The organism is Bacillus sp. NMTD17 (assembly GCF_002998735.1).
Classification (GTDB): Bacteria; Bacillota; Bacilli; order Bacillales; family Bacillaceae; genus Bacillus.
The window spans coordinates 115,883-136,208 of the sequence record NZ_PVRH01000003.1 but is presented as its reverse complement, the minus strand read 5'-3'; the positions used below and the strand labels follow the sequence as shown (position 1 = coordinate 136,208).

At 41.8% G+C, this 20,326-nt stretch carries 21 protein-coding genes; 1 reads left to right on the top strand and 20 read right to left on the bottom strand.

All coding sequences use genetic code 11. The features are described 5' to 3' along the window. Nucleotides 1-53 precede the first annotated feature (53 nt). Entirely contained in the window at nucleotides 54-290 is a 237-nt protein-coding gene (locus C6347_RS10300) for a DUF2627 domain-containing protein (RefSeq protein ID WP_034661240.1), read from the top strand. Nucleotides 291-324: 34 nt separating this feature from the next. Here C6347_RS10300 and C6347_RS10295 read toward each other — a convergent pair whose 3' ends face one another. The 20 genes from C6347_RS10295 to spoIIIAE form a co-directional block, all read right to left on the bottom strand. Next, nucleotides 325-1,062: a glycerophosphodiester phosphodiesterase gene (locus tag C6347_RS10295; RefSeq protein ID WP_060596816.1), complete on the bottom strand. Its 738-nt coding sequence runs from the start codon at nucleotides 1,060-1,062 to the stop codon at nucleotides 325-327. 226 nt (nucleotides 1,063-1,288) lie between these two features. Next, nucleotides 1,289-2,389, bottom strand: a complete 1,101-nt coding sequence (locus C6347_RS10290) for a Rap family tetratricopeptide repeat protein (protein ID WP_066030680.1) — start codon at nucleotides 2,387-2,389, stop codon at nucleotides 1,289-1,291. 455 nt (nucleotides 2,390-2,844) lie between these two features. Then, nucleotides 2,845-3,648, bottom strand: a complete 804-nt coding sequence (gene spo0A, locus C6347_RS10280) for a sporulation transcription factor Spo0A (protein ID WP_012010520.1) — start codon at nucleotides 3,646-3,648, stop codon at nucleotides 2,845-2,847. Nucleotides 3,649-3,933: 285 nt separating this feature from the next. Continuing rightward, nucleotides 3,934-5,211, bottom strand: coding sequence for a SpoIVB peptidase (gene spoIVB / locus C6347_RS10275; protein WP_034661244.1), 1,278 nt, complete (start codon nucleotides 5,209-5,211; stop codon nucleotides 3,934-3,936). A 198-nt stretch (nucleotides 5,212-5,409) separates the two neighbouring features. Beyond that, nucleotides 5,410-7,143, bottom strand: coding sequence for a DNA repair protein RecN (gene recN, locus C6347_RS10270; RefSeq protein WP_060596818.1), 1,734 nt, complete (start codon nucleotides 7,141-7,143; stop codon nucleotides 5,410-5,412). Between the two features lie 33 nt (nucleotides 7,144-7,176). After that, complete coding sequence (ahrC, locus tag C6347_RS10265; RefSeq protein ID WP_034661246.1) at nucleotides 7,177-7,626, bottom strand: transcriptional regulator AhrC/ArgR; 450 nt, start codon at nucleotides 7,624-7,626, stop codon at nucleotides 7,177-7,179. Nucleotides 7,627-7,788: 162 nt separating this feature from the next. Continuing rightward, entirely contained in the window at nucleotides 7,789-8,643 is an 855-nt protein-coding gene (locus tag C6347_RS10260; protein WP_060596819.1) for a TlyA family RNA methyltransferase, read from the bottom strand. Then, nucleotides 8,640-10,541, bottom strand: coding sequence for a 1-deoxy-D-xylulose-5-phosphate synthase (gene dxs, locus C6347_RS10255; protein ID WP_060596820.1), 1,902 nt, complete (start codon nucleotides 10,539-10,541; stop codon nucleotides 8,640-8,642). Before dxs ends, C6347_RS10260 begins: the two co-directional genes overlap by 4 nt. 150 nt (nucleotides 10,542-10,691) lie before the next feature. After that, nucleotides 10,692-11,588, bottom strand: coding sequence for a polyprenyl synthetase family protein (locus C6347_RS10250; RefSeq protein WP_374955735.1), 897 nt, complete (start codon nucleotides 11,586-11,588; stop codon nucleotides 10,692-10,694). Next, a complete protein-coding gene (locus C6347_RS10245; protein WP_003215880.1) occupies nucleotides 11,572-11,832 on the bottom strand; it encodes an exodeoxyribonuclease VII small subunit in 261 nt (86 codons plus the stop codon). The genes C6347_RS10250 and C6347_RS10245 overlap by 17 nt, the downstream gene beginning before the upstream one ends. After that, on the bottom strand, nucleotides 11,829-13,175 hold the full coding sequence (gene xseA, locus C6347_RS10240) for an exodeoxyribonuclease VII large subunit (protein ID WP_106061666.1): 1,347 nt from the start codon (nucleotides 13,173-13,175) through the stop codon (nucleotides 11,829-11,831). Before xseA ends, C6347_RS10245 begins: the two co-directional genes overlap by 4 nt. Nucleotides 13,176-13,245: 70 nt before the next feature. Beyond that, nucleotides 13,246-14,097 carry a bifunctional methylenetetrahydrofolate dehydrogenase/methenyltetrahydrofolate cyclohydrolase FolD gene (gene folD / locus C6347_RS10235; RefSeq protein WP_060596823.1) on the bottom strand — a complete coding sequence of 284 codons (852 nt, stop codon included), beginning with the start codon at nucleotides 14,095-14,097 and terminating at the stop codon, nucleotides 13,246-13,248. Between the two features lie 11 nt (nucleotides 14,098-14,108). Beyond that, the gene (gene nusB / locus C6347_RS10230; RefSeq protein ID WP_034661255.1) at nucleotides 14,109-14,504 is read right to left on the bottom strand and encodes a transcription antitermination factor NusB; all 396 of its coding nucleotides are present in this window, start codon (nucleotides 14,502-14,504) and stop codon (nucleotides 14,109-14,111) included. A gap of 211 nt (nucleotides 14,505-14,715) precedes the next feature. Beyond that, nucleotides 14,716-15,123, bottom strand: coding sequence for an Asp23/Gls24 family envelope stress response protein (locus C6347_RS10225; RefSeq protein ID WP_034661256.1), 408 nt, complete (start codon nucleotides 15,121-15,123; stop codon nucleotides 14,716-14,718). Nucleotides 15,124-15,148: 25 nt separating this feature from the next. Next, complete coding sequence (accC, locus tag C6347_RS10220) at nucleotides 15,149-16,498, bottom strand: acetyl-CoA carboxylase biotin carboxylase subunit (protein WP_034661258.1); 1,350 nt, start codon at nucleotides 16,496-16,498, stop codon at nucleotides 15,149-15,151. 11 nt (nucleotides 16,499-16,509) lie between these two features. Beyond that, the gene (accB, locus tag C6347_RS10215) at nucleotides 16,510-16,986 is read right to left on the bottom strand and encodes an acetyl-CoA carboxylase biotin carboxyl carrier protein (RefSeq protein WP_034661259.1); all 477 of its coding nucleotides are present in this window, start codon (nucleotides 16,984-16,986) and stop codon (nucleotides 16,510-16,512) included. Nucleotides 16,987-17,180: 194 nt separating this feature from the next. Next, nucleotides 17,181-17,813: a SpoIIIAH-like family protein gene (locus tag C6347_RS10210; RefSeq protein WP_034661997.1), complete on the bottom strand. Its 633-nt coding sequence runs from the start codon at nucleotides 17,811-17,813 to the stop codon at nucleotides 17,181-17,183. Further along, nucleotides 17,813-18,484: a stage III sporulation protein AG gene (gene spoIIIAG / locus C6347_RS10205; RefSeq protein ID WP_034661260.1), complete on the bottom strand. Its 672-nt coding sequence runs from the start codon at nucleotides 18,482-18,484 to the stop codon at nucleotides 17,813-17,815. The genes C6347_RS10210 and spoIIIAG overlap by 1 nt, the downstream gene beginning before the upstream one ends. Beyond that, nucleotides 18,477-19,109 carry a stage III sporulation protein AF gene (gene spoIIIAF, locus C6347_RS10200; protein ID WP_060596824.1) on the bottom strand — a complete coding sequence of 211 codons (633 nt, stop codon included), beginning with the start codon at nucleotides 19,107-19,109 and terminating at the stop codon, nucleotides 18,477-18,479. The genes spoIIIAG and spoIIIAF overlap by 8 nt, the downstream gene beginning before the upstream one ends. A gap of 13 nt (nucleotides 19,110-19,122) precedes the next feature. After that, nucleotides 19,123-20,316: a stage III sporulation protein AE gene (gene spoIIIAE / locus C6347_RS10195; protein ID WP_034661263.1), complete on the bottom strand. Its 1,194-nt coding sequence runs from the start codon at nucleotides 20,314-20,316 to the stop codon at nucleotides 19,123-19,125. Between the last annotated feature and the right edge of the window lie 10 nt (nucleotides 20,317-20,326).

Here is a 20,326-nt window from a genome sequence, read left to right as displayed (position 1 = left end):
AAATATTTTTTGAATTAGACAATGGAAGTAAATGACGTTTAAGGGGACATTTGATGGGGAGAATACTTGCATTAGTGATTATTTTAATACCTGGCGCGCTTGCTGCACTTGGGATTAAGCTGCTGCGTGACACGGTTTTCGGCATCATCATTGCACCATTTCCATTTTTATGGCTGCAAGGAATTGCAGGGTTGTTATTTTTAGGAGGAGGTCTTTATGTAGTCGCTGGCTTTATTTTATATAGAGACCGCAAACGCAATAAAGTGACCACCCGCTTTAAGCAGAGATAGACATGAAAAAAGACCCGCTTCTGATAGCAGGTCTTTATTTCATTTCTTCTCTTATTTTGACGGCTCTGTCAGGAAAATCAGTGAAAATTCCATCGACACCTAAGGAAAACATGCTTTTCATCTGCTTTTCACTGTTTACCGTAAATGGCCTGATCACTTGCTGAGCGGCACGGAGAGCCGACACGACTTCTTTTGTCACCCCTGCGCCCTTTATATTCGGATGATAACCTCTTGCAGGTACTGTTTTCAAGTACATCTCCGGCTGATGAATCACATCCATTGTGAGAACAGCAAGCTCAACATGCGGCATCAGCTTGTGAAAAAGAGCTAAACTCCCATGATGAAACGATGAGACAAGTACACGATCTTCTATTTGAAAGTGTTCAATTTGCTCCTTTACTTTCTCTTCAATACCAGGATATCGATAAATGGAATTTTTCAGTTCAATATTGATGATGAGTGATGGTTGCTGCGTCACTAACTCCAATACTTCCTCTAAAAGAGGAATGGATACAGCACCGGTTTCTTCATAGAAAGAATGACTCGCATCTCCTGCTTTTAACTCTTCATATGTATGGTCTTTCACTAAGCCCTTCATATTCGTTGTTCTGTTCAGCTTCTCATCGTGAATGACAGCAAGCTTGCCATCTTTCGTCAGCTGAACATCGAGCTCAATTCCGTCAGCTCCAGAATGGAGTGCATGCTCAAAGGCTATCATGGTATTTTCAGGGTAGATTCCTTTAAAACCTCTGTGTGCAAAAATTTTCGTCATAGGTCACCTCTAAGTATGATGCTTCCTTTCATTATGACGTGTCTCTTTTCATTTTTCCAGTTTGAGCACATAAAAAAACCTCTTCTGATTAGTACGAAGAGGCTCACAGGTAAATTCGATCACGTAATCGCTCTGATGGCTTGCTCTGTCGTCTCTGCGTCAAGAGCAAAAAGGGAAGAAACAACTGCGACTGCTGTAACGACGGTTACACCTAACAACAACTTTTTCATAAGATAACCTCCACTTTCTTTTGAAGTATTTGTGCATCGAATTTCTTTTCAAGAAAACGAATGGCGTTTTGATAGTCATTTCGTTCCTTGAAGTATTTCGATATTTGTTCAGACAAATCCTCAAGCTCCACATATAATCTATTTTTTTCTATGTAGTCTAATTTTTCAGAGAATACGTCTGCTGCTCCACTATTTTCGCACATCAAATCCAAAATTTCAAATTTTACTATATATTCATTATTTTGGATATCGCAGCTATACTGAATACCCTCTTTAATATATTCCTTCGCCTCTTGATCTCCTAGATGAACCAAGGCATTTGCCAGAACATATAAAGATTGGATGTAATAATGGCTATTGTCACGGTGAATTTGAATGCCCATCCCTTTTTTGGCATATTGTGCGCTTTTTTCATAATCAGGCTTCGCATAATAAAGAACGGCTAAATTGTGATAGCATTTCCCAATCAGCACTTCATTGTTAATGCGTTTACTTTTCTCAAGTGCTTCTTGGTATTTTTCTTCTGCTTCTTCAAATTGAAACAAATCAATACAATTACTTGCATGTAAAATCAAACTGTCAATCGCCTGCGCTGTATACTCTTCATGCGCTTTGAACGTATCGATGGCTTTTTTAATATGATTAATGGATATGAAATTTTGTTTCAGTTCGTAATAGATTGAAGCAACCTTATGGTGAAAAGTTCCTACTTCCAGGTCTTCATTCACACGTTTTAGGCGCTGTTCTGCAATTTTGTAAAAACTGATGGCTTCATCATACTTTTTCACATATGCAGCATATTGGCCTTTGTAAAAGTAAAAATAAAAATTAATAATGTCATCTGCTTTCTCATCGAGCGTTCCGACACTCTTCATAATGTGATTGGCTTTTTCAATATTTCCAAGTAACATTTCATGTCTGCCATTAACAAGCTGATAATAAAGGAGAACTTCACGGTCTTCATCTGTATTTTTTAGCAAATTCTGAATTTTCTCTTTATAGACAGCAGATTTTTCTAGGTCATTCTGAGAAATGACCCTCGTCCACTTGCTAATTTCGTTCGCTACCTCAGCAGAGTGGATTTTCAGCTTTCCCATAACCTCACCCTCTTCTTCTCATTATTATAGCATAGTAAAAGAATGTGAAAATTATTAAATTCGACAATGGGAATATTCAGTTCAAATGGCACAATCTCTAAGAAGCCAGTGACTTTAAAACGCCAACCAATCAGGTCAATAGAAATAGAACTTTCGATCTTATTTGCTTTATTTACCAAATCCATCAGACCTTTTCCTCTCATCCTTTTCCTTACGAATGAGCTTTTTCTTCTTCTATTTGAAGACCAAACAATTGATTGGCGTAGCTGATTACCACTAATTTATGACATACCCATTTCTTTCATGCTTTATTTTTCATTTTATTCCGAAAATAAAGCAAGCCGAGTTGTCCAAATGAAACAATAAGATGATTGTATCAATACAACCAATTTTTAACAATATTTTTCGAAATAAAAAAACGCCTCTTTGCAGAAACGTTTTTTTAAGAGAATGAACTAGCTAGCTCTATGCTCTAAGCGCAGACGATCAGCCACCATAGCAATAAATTCAGAATTGGTTGGTTTCGCTTTAGACATGCTGACTGTATAACCAAAGAGTGAGGAAATGGAATCGATGTTTCCTCTGCTCCAAGCAACTTCAATCGCATGACGAATCGCTCGTTCTACCCTGCTGGCAGTCGTGTTAAATTTCTTCGCGATGTCTGGGTACAACACTTTTGTGATGCTTCCGAGAAGCTCAATGTCATTGTACACCATCGAAATCGCTTCTCTTAAGTATAAATATCCTTTAATATGAGCGGGTACGCCAATCTCATGAATAATCGTCGTAATGCTCGCATCTAAGTTTTTACGTTTCGGTTCAGGTTTGTTCCGAAGGACACTGTTTTGGATAGATGAAGATCGATGTGTGACTTGTGTGCCGTTTCCACTGACTTGACGAATATGACCGACTAGGTTTTCCATATCAAATGGCTTTAAGATGAAATAGGATGCGCCCAAATCAACTGCTTTTTTCGTGACATCTTCTTGTCCAAACGCCGTTAGCATAATCACACTTGGCTGTTTGGTCATGTCATTGTTTTCACGGAGGCGTTCCAGTACAGCAAGACCGTCTAAATGAGGCATGATAATATCTAAGAGGAGAACGTCGGGCTCTTTATCTTTAAATAATGTCAGACATTCCTGACCATTATACGCCACGCCAAGTACTTCCATATCTTCCTGTCCCTCAATATACTCTGTCAAAAGGCCAACAAGCTCTCGATTGTCATCAGCTACACACACTTTAATTTTCTCCACGTTCTTTCCTCCCCAATGTCGATTCCTTTAGTCTTTTGCATTTCTCTTCTGAGTGTTCAATTCGACAAAACCATGCTATCCCCTTTAAAAAACTTTAATTTTCCGAATAATAGAGCATTATCTAGCTTTTTCTACGTTTTTCTTAACGAATCGACGATTATTGCAATTTGACAACATACTATTTTCCATTTTGTCGAAAAATCTCTTTTTCCTTATTTTATAACATGATGGCAGAGAAAGAAAGGGGAGAAAAAAACTGCCGGGAGATTCGCGGCAGTTTGATGATCAGCTTGCTTTTTTGTTTTTTTGATAAAGATCGATTCCTGCTTCTGACAGCATCCATTCAATGTGTACGCCGTACCCGCTTGTCGGATCATTGACAAATACGTGTGTGACCGCTCCAATGACCTTTCCGTTTTGGATGATGGGGCTTCCGCTCATGCCTTGGACGATACCGCCCGTTTTACTTAAAAGACGTTCATCTGTTATCTTCAATACCATCCCTTTTGTTGCCGGGAATTTCTGCGGTGTCGTGCTGACGATTTTAATATCAAACTTCTCCACTTTATCATGATCCACAACGGTTAAAATTTCTGCTGGACCTTCTTTTACTTCATTTGATAAAGCGACTGGAAGCGGTTTGTCTGATACATGATTTTCAAGCTTTTCGGTTAACGTACCAAAGATACCAAATGGGCTGTTGCGGGAGATATCCCCTATCGTTTTTCGTTCGGAAGAGAATCTCGCCAATTTTTCTCCAGGGTTGCCTCCTGTGCCTTTTTCAATTGATGTCACGGTTGATCTGACAATTTCACCATTGTTGACAACGATTGGTTTTTTTGTATCCATGTCAGAAATCACATGCCCAAGGGCACCATATTTTTTAGAAGATGGTTCAAAGAAGGTCATCGTGCCGATTCCTGCTGCGGAATCTCGAATGTAAAGACCAATTCGATAGGTGCCTTCACTTGCATCTTTTGCGGGTGTTAATGTTGTTTGAAAGGTTTTATGGTCTCTTTTTATGAGTAAACGAAGCGTTTCACCTGTTTTTCCTGCTTTCTGGATAAATGGGGTGAGGTCATTCATTTTCTCCATCTTTTGACCATTGATTTCAATGATCATATCCCCTGATTGAATGCCTGCGGCTTCGCCTGGTGATTTTTTGCCGTCTGCTGTTGTGATTTGATGAAAACCTACAACGAGAACTCCTACAGAGTGGAGCTTGACGCCAATGGATTGTCCTCCAGGAACTACTTTTAATTCAGGGAGAACGTCGACTTTTGTTTTCTTAATAGGAAATCCTTTAAAATCATAAACAATTTCGGCTTTTCCCGCCTTTTGTCCTGTCACTTCAAGCTGATTCTTTTTCTCTGAAAGACTAAAGGCTTGTGAAGAAGCATTGGCTGACGCTTCTATTGATGTGTCAATTGAGTGCTTCTGTTTTTCAAATACAGCAACATTTGTTGGAATGCTGATGTATTCCTTCACTATGCTCATAAACCCTGTACTTATTAAAGAAACAAGGAGAATCACACCAATGGCTTTTCTCATCTTTTCGGGCATTCATTTTTCACTCTCCTCGCTCCTTACCCACACCAGAACACTCATGTTTTGGCTACATCTTTACTTTTGCCTTCTTCGCTAGGATTTATAACCGGCACCTATAGAAAATGATTGGATAAATTGATAAAAGAAAAAGACGATTTCACGGGTATATACAGCGATTTTGACACAATATAAAAAAGGCAGCTGATTTTTCAGCTACCCTGTTGTTTTGACATCATTTGCTTGATGAAGCAATTCTTTTGCGTGCTGTTTTGTCAGCTCAGTGACTTCCACACCCGCAATCATCCTGCCAATTTCACTCACTTTTTCTTCATGACTTAATGGTTTGACGCTTGTCAGTGTTCTGCCGGCTTTAGAGCGTTTAGAAATGAAGAGATGCGTGTCAGCCATTGCTGCTACTTGCGGGAGGTGCGTAATGCAGAGCACTTGTGAGCCAGCCGCCACTTTGTAAATTTTTTCGGCAATCGCCTGTGCCACTCTGCCGCTTACGCCCGTATCCACCTCATCGAAAATAATGGACGTGACTTCTTGTTTGGCTGAGAAAATACTTTTCACGGCGAGCATGACACGTGAAATTTCTCCACCCGAGGCAACTTTTGATAAAGATTTCATCGGTTCGCCAGGATTAGTAGAGATCACAAATTGAGCTTGGTCGATTCCGTTTTTTCCAAGCTGGACGGGCTTTCCATCTAGCAGCGGATTATCCGTGCTGCTAAAAGGCGCATACCGAATGGAAAAGGATGTATCAAACGTTGACTTCTCCATATACAAATCTTTTAGTTCTGTTTGAATTTGCTTCGCTAGTTTTTTCGCCCATTTTTTACGAAGCTCTGAAACGTTAAGTGCTTCAAGCAGGGCATCACGGCTCATTGCATCCAGTTTGTTTTTAAGCGTCTGCAGGTGGCTGTCTCGATTTTGAATTTGATCTATTTCTTCTTCTATCTTCGCCGCATACTCCAAAATTTCCTCAACCGTTGTCCCATATTTTCGTTTTAACTGCTTCATTTCATTCAGCCTAGATTCAATAAAATCAAGACGTGCTGGGTCGAACTCTAATTGATCCAACATGCTTCGCATTTGGAACGTCGAATCCTCTAATAAGTAATAGGAGTTCGACACTTGTTCGGATAGCTTTTTCAGATCGTCGTTGATCTCAGAAACCTGCTCGAGCTCGCTTGATGACATGCCAACCCAATCAAGTCCTCCCTGCTCATTGCGCAAGGCATTATATGCGTTTTGAAGTGAGGAAAAGATTTTTTCGTAGTTGCTGATCTGATGGCGCTCTTCTTGAAGCTTCTCATCTTCTCCCGGCTCTAATTGTGCCGCTTCAATCTCCTCTAGCTGAAATTGCAGTAAATCTAACCGGTGCACCATCTCTTGCTCATTCTCAGAGAGCTGTTTTAGCTTTTGGGCTGTCTTTGTATATTGCTCATATGCTTCTTGATATTGTGACAAAGCAGGTGCAATTTCTTCTGCTCCAAATTGATCGAGCAAATGCAGATGATTTTCATCCTCCATCAATAACTGGTTATCGTGCTGCCCATGTATATCGAGCAAAAGGCGTCCTACCTCGCGTAAAAGTGAGATCGTGACAAGTTTGCCATTGATGCGGCAGATGCTTTTTCCGTTATTGTTAATATCACGGCGAAGAATCATCATTTCATCCGATGCGTCAATTCCCTGCTCTTCGCATAAAGCAAATACAGGGTGATCGGCTGGCACAAGAAAAAGCCCCTCCAGCTCTGCCTTTTTTTCACCATAACGAACAAATTCAGACGACCCTCTCCCTCCTACAAGAAGTGAGACTGCGTCAATCATGATGGATTTTCCAGCACCTGTTTCCCCTGTTAGGACTGTGAGTCCTTTTTCAAACGAAACCGTTAACTCTTCAATGATTGCAAAGTTTTTAATGGTTAGTTCTGCTAACACTCATTTGACACCTCTTTTTGTAAACCTGATTCTTTATAGAAGCTCTAAAATTTTGCTCGAAACTGTCTCCGTATCATCTGGTGTGCGGCAAATGATCAAAATGGTATCATCTCCGCAAATGGTTCCCATGATTTCTTCCCAATCTAAATTATCCATTAAAGCCCCAATGGCCTGAGCATTACCGGGCATGGTTTTGAGGACGATTAAATGACTGGCAGCATCCATTTTGATAAATGCATCCATTAAGGATCGCTTCAGTTTAGACAGCGGGTTAAACCGCTGATCCGCAGGAAGACTGTATTTATATGTTCCATTGTTCGTCGGCACTTTCACTAAATGTAATTCTTTAATATCTCTTGAAACGGTCGCTTGTGTGATGTTATATCCATCGGCTTTTAAAATATCGACTAGTTCATCCTGTGTTTCAATCTCTTGGCCCGCAATGATTTCCCTAATCTTAATATGCCTTTGACCTTTATTCATGTTTGACCCCCCTAGGCGTTTGATCTCAGTTTGTCTTTACGTTCTATGTTATATGAACCACAGTTCAAAAAACAAGCATTACGTGAGAATCGGTCAATTCTCGTCTTTTGACCATGTAAAAAGGAATAATAGCGAGCTATTATTCCTTTTGTTTCGATGATCTCATGTGTCAGCCGGCTCAGGGCTGTTTTTCTTTTCTTTCAATACAGAATGGGCTTCCTTGACGACCTTTTCAAGCTCTGAAGCCGGAAGTGCCGCATTCTCTTCTTGATCGGAATGAAGCACTAAATGAAGAAGGAACTCAATATTCCCGTCTCCACCAGTAATAGGCGAAAATGATACATCCTTTACATCATAGCCTTCTTTTGCAGCAAACTGATTCATCTCTTCCAGTACACCGAGGTGGACGGACGGATCTCGCACAATGCCTTTTTTCCCAACAAGCTCTCTGCCTGCTTCAAATTGAGGCTTGACGAGTGCAATACAGTCTCCGCCTGGGACAAGAATGTGCTTTAAAGCCGGCAGGATGAGTTTAAGTGAAATAAAAGAGACATCAATTGATGCTACTTCTGGCAACCCTTCAGTAAAATCTGCTGGGACGGAGTGACGGAAATTGGTGCGCTCCATGACGATTACCCTGTCATCCTGCCTTAATTTCCACGCAAGCTGATTGTAGCCAACATCAACAGCATATGATTTGACCGCTCCATTTTGAAGAGCACAATCTGTAAATCCGCCTGTTGATGAACCAATATCGATTAGCAATTTCCCTTCAACGGTTAAGTCGAATTCTTTGAGTGCTTTTTCGAGCTTTAACCCGCCGCGGCTCACATATTTCAGAGGGTTCCCCTTCACAGTGAGCGGAGTATCACGAGCGATTTTCTCTCCTGGTTTATCCAAACGGTTTTCATTTGAGTAAACGATCCCTGCCATGATGGCACGCTTTGCTTTCTCTCTCGTTTCCATTAGTCCTTGTTCGACTAATAAAACGTCAAGTCGTTCTTTCTTTGATGTCATGATCCAATTCCTTTTCTTGGTGCTGCGGGAAGCAGGTCACGTAAAGAGTCAGCAACGTGTGCTTTCGTCAGACCAATTTCTTCAAGCAGGGCATCAACACTTCCATGCTCAATAAATTCATCTGGAATGCCCATACGCTCTACTTTGATATGAGATGCTTTCTTATCGTGTATATATTCTAAGACGCTGCTGCCAAATCCGCCTTGGAGCACAGCTTCTTCAATCGTTAAAATCGGAATACCTTCAGAAAGAATGTCATTTAACATCGCTTCATCAAGAGGCTTAATAAAACGAGCATTGACGACACGAATTGATTTCCCTTCTTTTTGAAGTTCTTCTGCTGCTTGAAGCGCCATTTTAATCGTAGTACCAAATGTTAAAATGACAGCGTCCTTCCCTGGACGAAGAACCTCCCAGGACCCAATCGGAATGGTTTTCAGCTGTTCATCCATTTTCACGCCCAGCCCATTACCGCGCGGGAAACGCATAGCAATAGGACCGTCATCGTACTGAATGGCTGTATTGACCATGTGCTGTCCTTCATTTTCATCTTTTGGCATCATAAGTACCATATTCGGCATATGACGCATAAAAGCAATATCAAACACACCTTGATGGGTTTCTCCATCTGCACCGACAAGTCCCGCACGATCAATGCCAATAAATACGTTGAGGTTCTGACGGCAAATATCGTGCAGCACTTGGTCATAGGCTCTTTGCAGGAACGTTGAATAAATCGCTAAAAATGGCTTCATGTCCTGCGTCGCAAGCCCAGCTGCCATTGTGGCTGCATGCTGTTCGGCAATTCCTACATCAAACATCCGCTCTGGAAATTCCTTCGCAAAGCCTTCAAGCTTTGAACCAACAGGCATCGCAGGCGTGATCGCAACAATCCGCTCATCTTCCCGCGCCAGCTTTCTGACCGTTTCACTGACGAGACCACTCCAAGACGGAGCTGCTGCTGCCGGTTTTACAAAATCACCGGTATCGATTTTGTATGGACCAGTACCGTGCCAAGTCCCGATTTTATCGGATTCTGCCGGTTGATAGCCTTTTCCTTTTTTCGTAATGACATGCAGAAGAACTGGACCTTTTGTTTTCTTTGCATATTCAAGATTTTCAAAAAGATCTTCATACGAATGTCCGTCTACAGGACCTAAGTAAGTAAATCCCATTTCCTCAAAAAACATGCCAGATACAAGTAAATATTTGAGGCTGTCTTTGATACGCTCTGCTGTGGCAGCAAGCTTTCCGCCTACAGCTGGAATGCGCTTGAATAAATATTCGAGCTCGTCCTTTACCCATTGGTATTTGCCTGCTGTACGTAATCTGCCAAGCATTGTGTGAATCGCACCAACGTTTGGTGCAATACTCATTTCATTGTCGTTTAATATGACAATCATATCTTTCTTTTCATCACCGATATGATTCAAAGCTTCCAGCGCCATCCCTCCGGTTAGTGCACCGTCTCCGATAATCGGCAGGATATATTCATCTGTCCCTTTAATATCACGCGCTGCCGCCATACCCATCGCACCAGATAACGAGGTTGAACTGTGACCTGTCTCCCAAACGTCATGTTCGCTTTCATTTCGTTTAGGAAAACCGCAAAGCCCTTTATATTGACGAAGTGTATCAAACTCCGACCCTCTTCCCGTTAACAGCTTATGAACGTAAGACTGATGTCCAACATCCCAGAGGAATTTGTCTTTTGGGCTGTCAAATACTTTATGAAGCGCAACAGTCAGTTCAACGACTCCCAGGTTCGGACCGATATGCCCGCCAGAGTTAGCTAAGGACTCAATTAAAAACATGCGAATGTCAGCGCTAAGCTCCTCTAATTCTGCATTTGACATTCCTTTTAGAAACGTTGGATTTTTTATTGATAAAAGATCCAATTAGGATCAACTCGCTTTCAACAAAATTTCTATATACAGCTATAATGCCTTATTCCTTTGAAAACCAATAGGGAATAAGAGTTGTCTCATCATAATAAACTGTTTACAGTTTACCACAATTGCTCGAGGACCCTCAAATCTAGGCTGTTTTTAATGATCTCTTGAGGCAATTAGATCACATAAATCATGCAGCAATTGCTGCTCTAATTGAAGATTTGAGACAATTTCTTTTGCACGTGTGATGTGCTCATGCAGTTTTTCTTTTGCTCCTGAAAGCGTTAATAAAGAAGGATATGTCGACTTTTCATTTGCTGTATCAGAGCCGACCCGTTTGCCGATTTTTTCTTCGTTTCCTTCAAGATCTAAAATGTCATCACGGATTTGAAACGCAATGCCAATATGATAGCTGAATTCCCTTAGCTTTTCGATATCGTCATCTGATGCTCCTGCCAGCATTGCACCTGCCGCGACGCTGAACGTAAGAAGCTTTCCTGTTTTACGGGCGTGAATGGATTCTAGTTCAGCAAGCGATACTTGTTTTTGCTCTGCTTCCATGTCGTCAAATTGACCGCCAACCATTCCTAGTGCACCTGCTGACTTTACAAGCTCCTCTACAATTCTGAGCTTTTTGTCAGCTGAGACGCTGCTAGACAGCTGTGATGTAATCAGGCGGAAGCTTTCTGTTAAAAGGGCATCACCTGCGAGAACCGCTGTTGCTTCTCCGTACACTTTATGATTTGTCGGTATTCCTCTGCGAAGGTCATCGTCGTCCATGCAAGGAAGGTCGTCATGTATCAATGAATACGTATGAATCATCTCAACTGCACAGCCGACAGGTATACCGTCTTCTTCGTTTTTACCGTAGGCATGTAATAGAGCAAGAACGAGAACAGGTCGAAGCCTTTTCCCGCCCGCTTTAAGAGAATAGAGCATAGAAGATTTCAGGTCTTCTGGAATCGTCAATTCCTGAACATATGTAAATAAATAATCTTCAATGGCCTGTTTTCGTGTTGTTAAAAATTCATTTAAATTACTTGTCACCAGCATCTGCCTCCTTCACTGAGAAGGGAGCCAGCTCACCGTCCTCTTTTAAAATGAAATCCATTTGCTTTTCAACATGCTGTAATTTTTCATGACAAAGCTTCGAAAGGGTCATGCCTTCTTGGAAATAATGAATGGCCTGCTCAAGTGGTACATCTCCTTCCTCGAGCTTTCCCACAATCTCCTCAAGACCTTTCATCGCCTCTTCAAATGTCATTTGTTCTTCTTTTTGTTTATTGGATTCTGTCATGATGATTGCCCCTCCTTCTCAATAACCTCACAAATCAGACGTCCATCTTTCATCGTGATAGTCAGCTGATCCTTCGTCTCTACTTGGTTCACACTTTTTATCAGTTCTTCTTCTTTATAGGCTAAGCTGTAGCCTCTTTCCATCACTTGAAGTGGATTTAATGCATTTAGTTTACCAAGAACCGATTGGAACTGCGAATGAATTGTTTTCATTTGCACATTCATACTGCGGATGAGCTGTTCTGATTCATTGGCGTGGCGTTTTTTCGCCTGAAGCAGCTGCTCTTTAGGATGAAGCGGCTTCAGCCTGTATGTTTGTCTGTCTAGTTGACTGCGTTTTTGCTCAATTTGTCTCGTCAGCTGTTTTTGAAAACGGTCAAATACCAAATCAAATTGCTGCTCTTTTTGCTCCTGTAATCGTTTTGGAAAACGGAAGGCATACGAGGATTGCAGCGCCACAAGACGGTCTTTCGCTTGTGAGGTTTGATTCTTTACCGCTCTTGTCAGCCGTATATCGATTGATTTGATTCGTTCAATTAAATCGGTCGTGCTTGGAACAGCAAGTTCGGCTGCTCCTGTTGGTGTGGGTGCTCTCATGTCTGCAGTGAAATCACTGATCGTAAAGTCTGTTTCGTGCCCAACTGCAGATATGATTGGAATGTCTGATGCGAAGATGGCCCTTGCGACAGCTTCTTCATTAAAAGCCCAAAGCTCTTCAATCGAACCGCCTCCTCTTCCGACAATCAAGACATCACAGAGCTGTTTTTCATTCGCTTCCTTGATCCGCTCTACGATGGAACGGGTCGCATGTTCACCTTGGACAAGCGCCGGAAGCACAATGATTTTCGCCTGCTGATAGCGCCGGTTGATGGTCGTAATGACATCTCGAACAGCCGCTCCTGTTGGAGATGTAATCACACCAACAACCTCTGGATATTCAGGAATCATTTTTTTATAGCGCGCATCAAATAAGCCTTCACTTGCCAGCTTTTTCTTCAGCTCTTCATAAGCAAGATGAAGAGCACCAACACCATCAGGCTGCATTTCTTTTGCATATAATTGATAGTTGCCGCTTGGTTCATATACTTGAATCCCGCCGCGTACAAACACCTTCATTCCGCTCTTAGGAGAGAAAGGCAGCTTAGACGCAGAGCGCTGGAACATGACAGCTTGCATGCGTGCGTTTTCGTCTTTTAAGGTGAAGTACACATGTCCTCTTGAATGAATCTTTACATTGGATAGCTCACCTTTGATCCAAATATCTTCTAAATGCGGATCAACATCAAATTTTCTTTTTATGTATTTTGTAAGGGCTGTGACCGTCACAAAGGCTTTTTCACTCATGACGTATTCCTCCTCTTCAAAAACGCACATTCATCCACCAGCAGCATGCAGGTGGATGAATGGATAAAGCTTATGCTAATGTACGTTTTGCTGATTTAACCGTATTGTGTGCAAGCATCGTAATCGTCATTGGACCGACTCCGCCAGGGACTGGTGTGATATAAGAAGCTTTTTCTTTTGCCTCTTCAAAATCAACATCTCCAACAAGCTTCCCAGTATCTAAACGATTGACTCCTACATCAATAACAATAGCGCCTTCTTTAATTTGGTCAGCTTTAATAAAGTTTGCTCGACCGACGGCAACAACTAAAATGTCCGCTTTCAACGTATGTTCTGAAATATTCACTGTTCTTGAATGGCAATAAGTAACCGTTGCGTTTTCGTTTAACAGCAATTGCCCTACTGGTTTACCGACAATATTGCTGCGTCCCACAACAACGACTTCTTTTCCAGAAAGATTAACACCCGTTTTGTTTAGTAATTCAACAATGCCTGCTGGTGTACATGGAAGGAATGTGTCCTCCCCAAGCAGCATTTTCCCGATATTCAATGGATGGAAACCATCAACATCTTTTTCAGGTGAAATACGTTCAATAACGGCTTTTTCAGAAATATGTTTTGGCAGTGGAAGCTGAACAAGAATCCCGTGGAATTGGTCGTTCGCATTGTACTGATCAATCAGCTGAAGCAATTCTTCTTCTGTTAAAGAAGCATCTAAATGGTCAAGCTGGAAATGCATCCCCATTGCTTCTGCTGCTTTCTTCTTCCCGCGCACGTAAGAAAGTGAAGCCGGATCATCACCGATTAGAATAACGGCAAGACCAGGTGTGACACCTTTTTGTTTTAGCTCTTCTACTTCTTTTGCTAATTGCTCACGCTTTTCTTTTGCTGTTTCTTTCCCATCGATGATTGTTGCTGTCATGTCGAATCCTCCTATTGCTGCTTTAGGTCGTTTTTAATGTTTGAAAGTACACCATTTACAAATTTCGGTGCTTTATCATCACCGAATAATTTGGCCAATTCAATCGCTTCATTCATCGAAACACTAAGCGGGATATCTTCTTGATACACCATCTCGTACACAGACAGCCTTAAAATGGCTCTGTCTACGTTTGCAATACGATCGAGTTTCCAATTCACTAGATGCTGTGAAATCATGTCATCGAGCTTGTCCTTTTGTTCAAGCACACCGAAAACCAGTTCCTCGAAAAAAGGATCTGATTCTTGTTCATCCAGCGCATGTGTAATGGCCTCTTTCGGATCAATATTGCTCACATCAATTTGAAATAATGTTTGTAGCGCCTTTTCTCTTGCAGTTCTTCTTTTCATTATTTACTCCTTTAACCACTTTATCCGCTTGTCGTTAAGCCATACAGAGATCATAACATATTTTGCCCGTGGTCGCACCAAGATCCATGCGAGCTGTGACGAAAAACGAATCAATCAACGCGTGAGATCATTATTATTCGGAAATGACCCAAAAATGGGCTTTAAAAAACCAAAGAGGCAATGCCTCCTTGGTTTCACTTGAACTCTTTTTTTACATTTCTTGATCTACTTCAGCCTCAGATGCTTTAGTATCAAATTGAATACCAACGACATGAATATTGATTTCATTAATCGTCAAGGCAGTCATGTTCAAAAGAGTTTGACGGATATTTTCTTGGACAGCAGTGGATACCTTTGGAATGGATAGGCCAAATTGAACCACACAGTATACATCGATTGTGATGCCTTCATCAGAGACATCTACTTTCACACCTTTACGGTGATTTTTCTTACCAAAGCGTTCTGCTACATCAGCAGCGAAATTGCCGCGCATTTCGGCAATGCCTTCGACTTCTGAAGCGGCGATCCCAGCAATGACCTCAATCACTTCTGGTGCAATTTGCACTTTTCCCAATTGATCTTCATCAAGGTTCATTTCAAGCAAATTGTTTTCTGACACGATCATTCACCTCCGAAAGCTATGATTATTTCATGATTTGGTATGTTTCTAAAAACTTCGTATTAAAATTACCGCTCACAAATGTTTCATGCTCAAGCAATCTTAGATGGAATGGGATCGTTGTGTAGACTCCTTCAATGACGAATTCTTGAAGCGCGCGTTTCATTCTCGCAATCGCTTCTTCTCTCGTCTTACCATATGTGATCACCTTTGCAATCATACTATCGTAATATGGCGGAATCACATAGCCCGGATAAGCGGCAGAATCAACACGTACTCCTAGACCGCCTGGCGGAAGATACATTTTAATTTCACCAGCTGATGGCATGAAGTTTTTCTCTGGGTTCTCTGCATTAATACGGCATTCGATCGCCCATCCTGCATATACGACATCCTCTTGTGTAAGAGAAAGTTTTTCACCTGATGCAACTTTAATTTGTTCTTTGATCAAGTCAACACCTGTGACCATTTCTGTTACAGGATGCTCTACTTGAATACGGGTATTCATTTCCATGAAGTAGAATTTCTCTTCATTATAATCATAAATGAATTCGACTGTTCCAGCACCAGTGTATTCAACAGCTTCTGCTGCTTTTACGGCTGCTTCACCCATTTGCTCACGGATGTCTGCATTCAGCGCTGGTGATGGCGTTTCTTCAAGAAGCTTTTGCATTCTTCTTTGGATCGAGCAATCACGCTCTCCTAAGTGAATGGTATGGCCATGCTGATCTGCAAGCACTTGGATTTCCACGTGTCTAAAGTCTTCAATGAACTTCTCTAAATAGACGCCAGGGTTACCAAAGTTTTGCGCTGCTTCCTGCTGCGTGATGGTAACACCATTAATGAGCTCTTCTTCGGTACGAGCCACACGGATTCCTTTACCGCCTCCGCCGGCAGTTGCTTTAATAATGACAGGATACCCAATACTTGCTGCTGTTGAAACAGCATCATCAAGATCTTTTACAATTCCTTGAGAACCAGGAACAATCGGAACCCCGGCATCTTTCATTGTTTCCCTTGCGACATCTTTCGTTCCCATTTTGGAAATCGCTGACGCAGTTGGACCAACAAAGATGACATTGCATTCCTCGCAAAGCTCTGCAAAGTCTGCATTTTCAGCAAGGAAGCCGTATCCTGGATGGATGGCATCTGTCCCTGTTAATTTTGCTACACTGACAATATTCGTGACATTTAAATAACTATCTTTTGAAGCAGTCGGTCCGATGCAATATGCTTCATCAGCCATTTGAACATGAAGCGCATCGCGATCCGCTTCAGAAAATACCGCAACTGTTTCAATTCCAAGCTCTTTACAAGCGCGGATAATTCTAACTGCGATTTCTCCTCTGTTTGCAATTAATAGCTTTTTAATCATGATCGTACTCCTTACTCTGCTTTCACTAGAAAGAGGGGTTGTCCGAATTCTACAAGCTGACCGTTCTCAGCTAATACTTCGACGATTTCACCTTTTACTTCTGCTTCGATTTCATTAAACAGTTTCATCGCTTCTACGATGCACACAACTGTGTTTTCCTTCACCTTAGAACCTGTTGTCACGTATGGACCTGCTTCTGGTGAAGATGAAGCATAAAATGTGCCAACCATTGGGGATGTGATTTTATGCAGATTTTCAGACGCAGCTGCCTCTTGTGCAGGGGCTTCGGTCTGAGCTGGAGCTTGTGCTTTAGGAGCTTGTTGAGCTGGAGCTGCTTGGACAGGAGCCACTGGTGCCGCAACTTGCTGAACGACTTCTTTATTTTTCTTCAGTTTGATTTTTGCACCTTCGTTTTCGTACGTAAATTCATCAATTGTAGATTCGTCAATTAATTTAATCAGTTCATGAATTTCTTCAATTTTTAACATGGATTTGCACCCCTATGTATGGATTTATCTTTTTCTTATAGGCTAGTACTAAAAGTACATACTATAACCATCTTACAGGAGGATTTCAATGAATTCAACTACTATTGTGGCGAAGCGCCTCGCGAAAGCACCTTGGAGAGGGCGCCAAACCGCATCAAAAAACGCCCTTTTCGGCAAGGGCGCCTGTTCATTTTTTATTGATTGGAGGGCTCAAAAGTGACAGCTACGTTATCAAGACCTCTCATTTCTTTTGTGACCATATCAATAATATCGGCCGCTTGGGACTTTGATTTTTTGTCAGAACGAACCGTGATGCTCACTTTATCTCCTTCAGCACTCACTAGCGCATCTTTATATCCTTTTGTTTTAATTAAGGTTTCGAGCTGACGCTCCGTCCCTTCTGCCTCACTAAGCGCTGTCATTTGATCATACGCTTCACTTTTTTCTTGTGCTGTTGCATCATCACTGGATACGATTTCGTTGAACTCTTCGCGCTGTTTGCTTCGTTTATCTTCAAGCTCTAATCTGTATGTTGTAAAAAGCTCATCGTCTGTTTGCTCCGACACAGCCTTTCCTTCTTCACCGCTTGTTTCGATATCCTCTTGTTTGCCATTTGTTTCTTTGTCAGTGGACTTCTCATCAGTGCCTTTTTCCGTTCCTTTGTCCGTCCCTTTTTCTGTTTCAGTCTTTTTCTCTTCCGTTCCTTTTGATTTCATATCTTCTACTGTCACTGCATTTTCACCTTGTGGAGACATGATATAGTACACACTTAAGACGACAACTAAACTTAGCATCGTTAATAGCCAAACCGTTTGTTTTTTTAACATCATTCCGAATCCTCCTTGATTTTTTTAGGGGCAACAGCCACTCTATGGCTCGGTACATCAAGCACTCGTGTAACCGCTTCAATGATGGTTTTCTTTATTTGAACGTTGTCTACTCCTTGAGCAACAACGAGGACACCGCGAATATCTGGTTTTTTCGTTTGAACCACTACAGGTGTTTCTTCATTGCCATTTTTGATGATGACAATTTCTTCTTCTTTTGTTTGATCAGTGACACTTCGTACGCCACCTTCTTTATCTGTTTCCTCGGTCGTTGTGCTTTTATTGGATTTGTTTTTTTCAAACACTTTTAAAGAAGTTGCGTCTACATTGACCACAATCGATACATCCTCAACGCCAATGATGGTCTCTAAAATTTCTTTCAGCTGATTTTCGTATTCTTGCTCCACATCCTCAATCGAATTCTTTGATTTACTTGACGATGCCGGCTTGAATACCTCCTGCTCTTGTGAGGATGTTTTTTTAGAAGCAGGAACAGCAGCCTGTTCTTTGCTTGATGGCGGTGACAAGATCTGACTGACTAACATGAAAGATACGCCGATGATGAATACAAGCAGCAAGTAATGGTGCTTCGTTAATTTTGGTTTCCCTTCACCTTTTTCAGGCGGCTGCAAGAATGATTTCAGCTTTTGTTTCCAGTCCTTGTTATTCATGATCTGCTGCGTCACCTCCCTCAATGTTCAGCGCAATGTGCTCAGGACTCGTATTCCAAACATCAGCAAGTGTCTCTTTCAACCTCGTGATCTCTTTGCTAGAAGATTCAGCGCTTTCCTCCTTTTGCGTGGAGAGATCAATGTCCACCTTTGCCACCGTTTCTACAGCATCACCTGTGAGCGGGGAAAGAACTGCTTTGATGCGAAATTGATCCGCCTCCATATTCTGATCCAGGTGCTCCTCATCTGCCAGCACTTCTACGTGTTTCATTTCATAGCTCTCCTTCTCCAGTGGCTCCTTTGCGCTTTTTTCTAGTTGGACAGCCATTTGCTTTAAAATATATGCACGCTGAGAGGCTTGTATTTCTTTTTTTTCTAAATTCATCTGATTTTTTATTTCTTCTGACTGTGCTTCTTCCTTCCCCTTCATCAATTCCGAAAAAATTTGGTCAGGGTCTGCCCGAAATAAAGCAAAGATCGGATTGAGCATCACCACAATCAATAGCAGGCTGACGACCATTTTGGCATACTTTTGCATGCTTGAATTGGGAAGCAGAAGATCAATGACAATCGCAAATAAGATAAAGAGAATAATACTTGTGATCCATTCCGTGAGAAAACTCAAAAGGTGTCCCTCCTTACTTCATCATCATGGTCAAGTTGCCAGCAGTGATAATGACGGTAATGCTTAAAAAGAACATGAGCGACACGACAGCAAGTGCGGCAAAGATATAAAGAACACTTTTTGAAATGACATCAAGACAGCTGATGATCGGTCCGCCTCCTAATGGCTGAAGAATGGCTGCGGCAAGCTTATATATAAGGGCTAGTGAGAGCACTTTAATCGCCGGGAAGGCGGCAATTGAAATGAGAATGGCGACGCCAACAAGTCCGACCGTATTTTTGAGTAACACAGAGGCACTGATCACGGTATCCGTCGCATCTGTAAACATTCTGCCAAGGACAGGGATGAAATTTCCGGTAATAAATTTGGCTGTACGAAGAGCGATTCCATCCGTAATTGCAGCAGATGCACCTTGCACAGAAATGACGCCAAGAAAGACAGTTAAAAAAACGGCTAACCCACCTATCGCCACATTTCTTAACAGCTGGGCAAGCTGGGTGACCTTGTATTGTTCGGTCAGCGTACTGACAATGCTCAATATCGCAGATAAAAAGATAAGGGGAAGAACGACATATTGAATAAAAACGCCGCTCGTATTCATCAAAAATAAAATAACGGGATGAAAGAATCCGGCTGAGACAAGCCCGCCTGATGAAGCAATAAGTGCTAATAAAAGAGGAATAAGAGCAAGAATAAAACTGGTCATCGTTTGAATGGCTTCTGTTGCATAAGAAATCGCCACATGAAAGCTGTTGAGTGCAATAATGATCAGCACCATATAAACAAGAGCGTATGCGACTTTACTGACGGTGCTTTGCTCAAACGCATTCTGCAAAAGCTGCAAAAGCGAACAAAAGATGGTGAGTAAAATCAGTGTACCTAGGAGCTTTCCGTTTGCTATGACCTCGTGAAAAAGATAATGAACAAAGGCTTTCAGCCATGTTTGGGGAGACAGCTCTTTATCGCCATCAATCATTTCCTTCACTGTGCCTTTTTGGCTTTCTGGCAGAAAGCCGCCATACTCGTCCAATATGGTTTCCCAAAAGTCATTGATGGATTGAAGCTCTAGTGCATCAGCCTGTCCATTCGCCACTTCCTCTGCTGCTGGTTCTTCATTTGATAAAGGTACTTTCTCTTCTGCACCTGCATGCGGAGCGATCAGCCAGAAGAAAAGCATCAGTCCCATAACAGCTGTCACCCGTTTCATTGTCATCACC

Excerpts from the sequence above, each read along its gene's own strand:
- C6347_RS10300 (WP_034661240.1), top strand. The coding sequence starts at position 54 with ATGGGGAGAATACTTGCATTAGTGATTATTTTAATACCTGGCGCGCTT.
- C6347_RS10295 (WP_060596816.1), bottom strand. The coding sequence starts at position 1,062 with ATGACGAAAATTTTTGCACACAGAGGTTTTAAAGGAATCTACCCTGAA.
- C6347_RS10290 (WP_066030680.1), bottom strand. The coding sequence starts at position 2,389 with ATGGGAAAGCTGAAAATCCACTCTGCTGAGGTAGCGAACGAAATTAGC.
- spoIVB (WP_034661244.1), bottom strand. The coding sequence starts at position 5,211 with ATGCCCGAAAAGATGAGAAAAGCCATTGGTGTGATTCTCCTTGTTTCT.
- ahrC (WP_034661246.1), bottom strand. The coding sequence starts at position 7,626 with ATGAATAAAGGTCAAAGGCATATTAAGATTAGGGAAATCATTGCGGGC.
- C6347_RS10260 (WP_060596819.1), bottom strand. The coding sequence starts at position 8,643 with ATGACATCAAAGAAAGAACGACTTGACGTTTTATTAGTCGAACAAGGA.
- C6347_RS10250 (WP_374955735.1), bottom strand. The coding sequence starts at position 11,588 with ATGCTGGTGACAAGTAATTTAAATGAATTTTTAACAACACGAAAACAG.
- C6347_RS10245 (WP_003215880.1), bottom strand. The coding sequence starts at position 11,832 with ATGACAGAATCCAATAAACAAAAAGAAGAACAAATGACATTTGAAGAG.
- xseA (WP_106061666.1), bottom strand. The coding sequence starts at position 13,175 with ATGAGTGAAAAAGCCTTTGTGACGGTCACAGCCCTTACAAAATACATA.
- folD (WP_060596823.1), bottom strand. The coding sequence starts at position 14,097 with ATGACAGCAACAATCATCGATGGGAAAGAAACAGCAAAAGAAAAGCGT.
- nusB (WP_034661255.1), bottom strand. The coding sequence starts at position 14,504 with ATGAAAAGAAGAACTGCAAGAGAAAAGGCGCTACAAACATTATTTCAA.
- accC (WP_034661258.1), bottom strand. The coding sequence starts at position 16,498 with ATGATTAAAAAGCTATTAATTGCAAACAGAGGAGAAATCGCAGTTAGA.
- accB (WP_034661259.1), bottom strand. The coding sequence starts at position 16,986 with ATGTTAAAAATTGAAGAAATTCATGAACTGATTAAATTAATTGACGAA.
- C6347_RS10210 (WP_034661997.1), bottom strand. The coding sequence starts at position 17,813 with ATGTTAAAAAAACAAACGGTTTGGCTATTAACGATGCTAAGTTTAGTT.
- spoIIIAG (WP_034661260.1), bottom strand. The coding sequence starts at position 18,484 with ATGAATAACAAGGACTGGAAACAAAAGCTGAAATCATTCTTGCAGCCG.
- spoIIIAE (WP_034661263.1), bottom strand. The coding sequence starts at position 20,316 with ATGAAACGGGTGACAGCTGTTATGGGACTGATGCTTTTCTTCTGGCTG.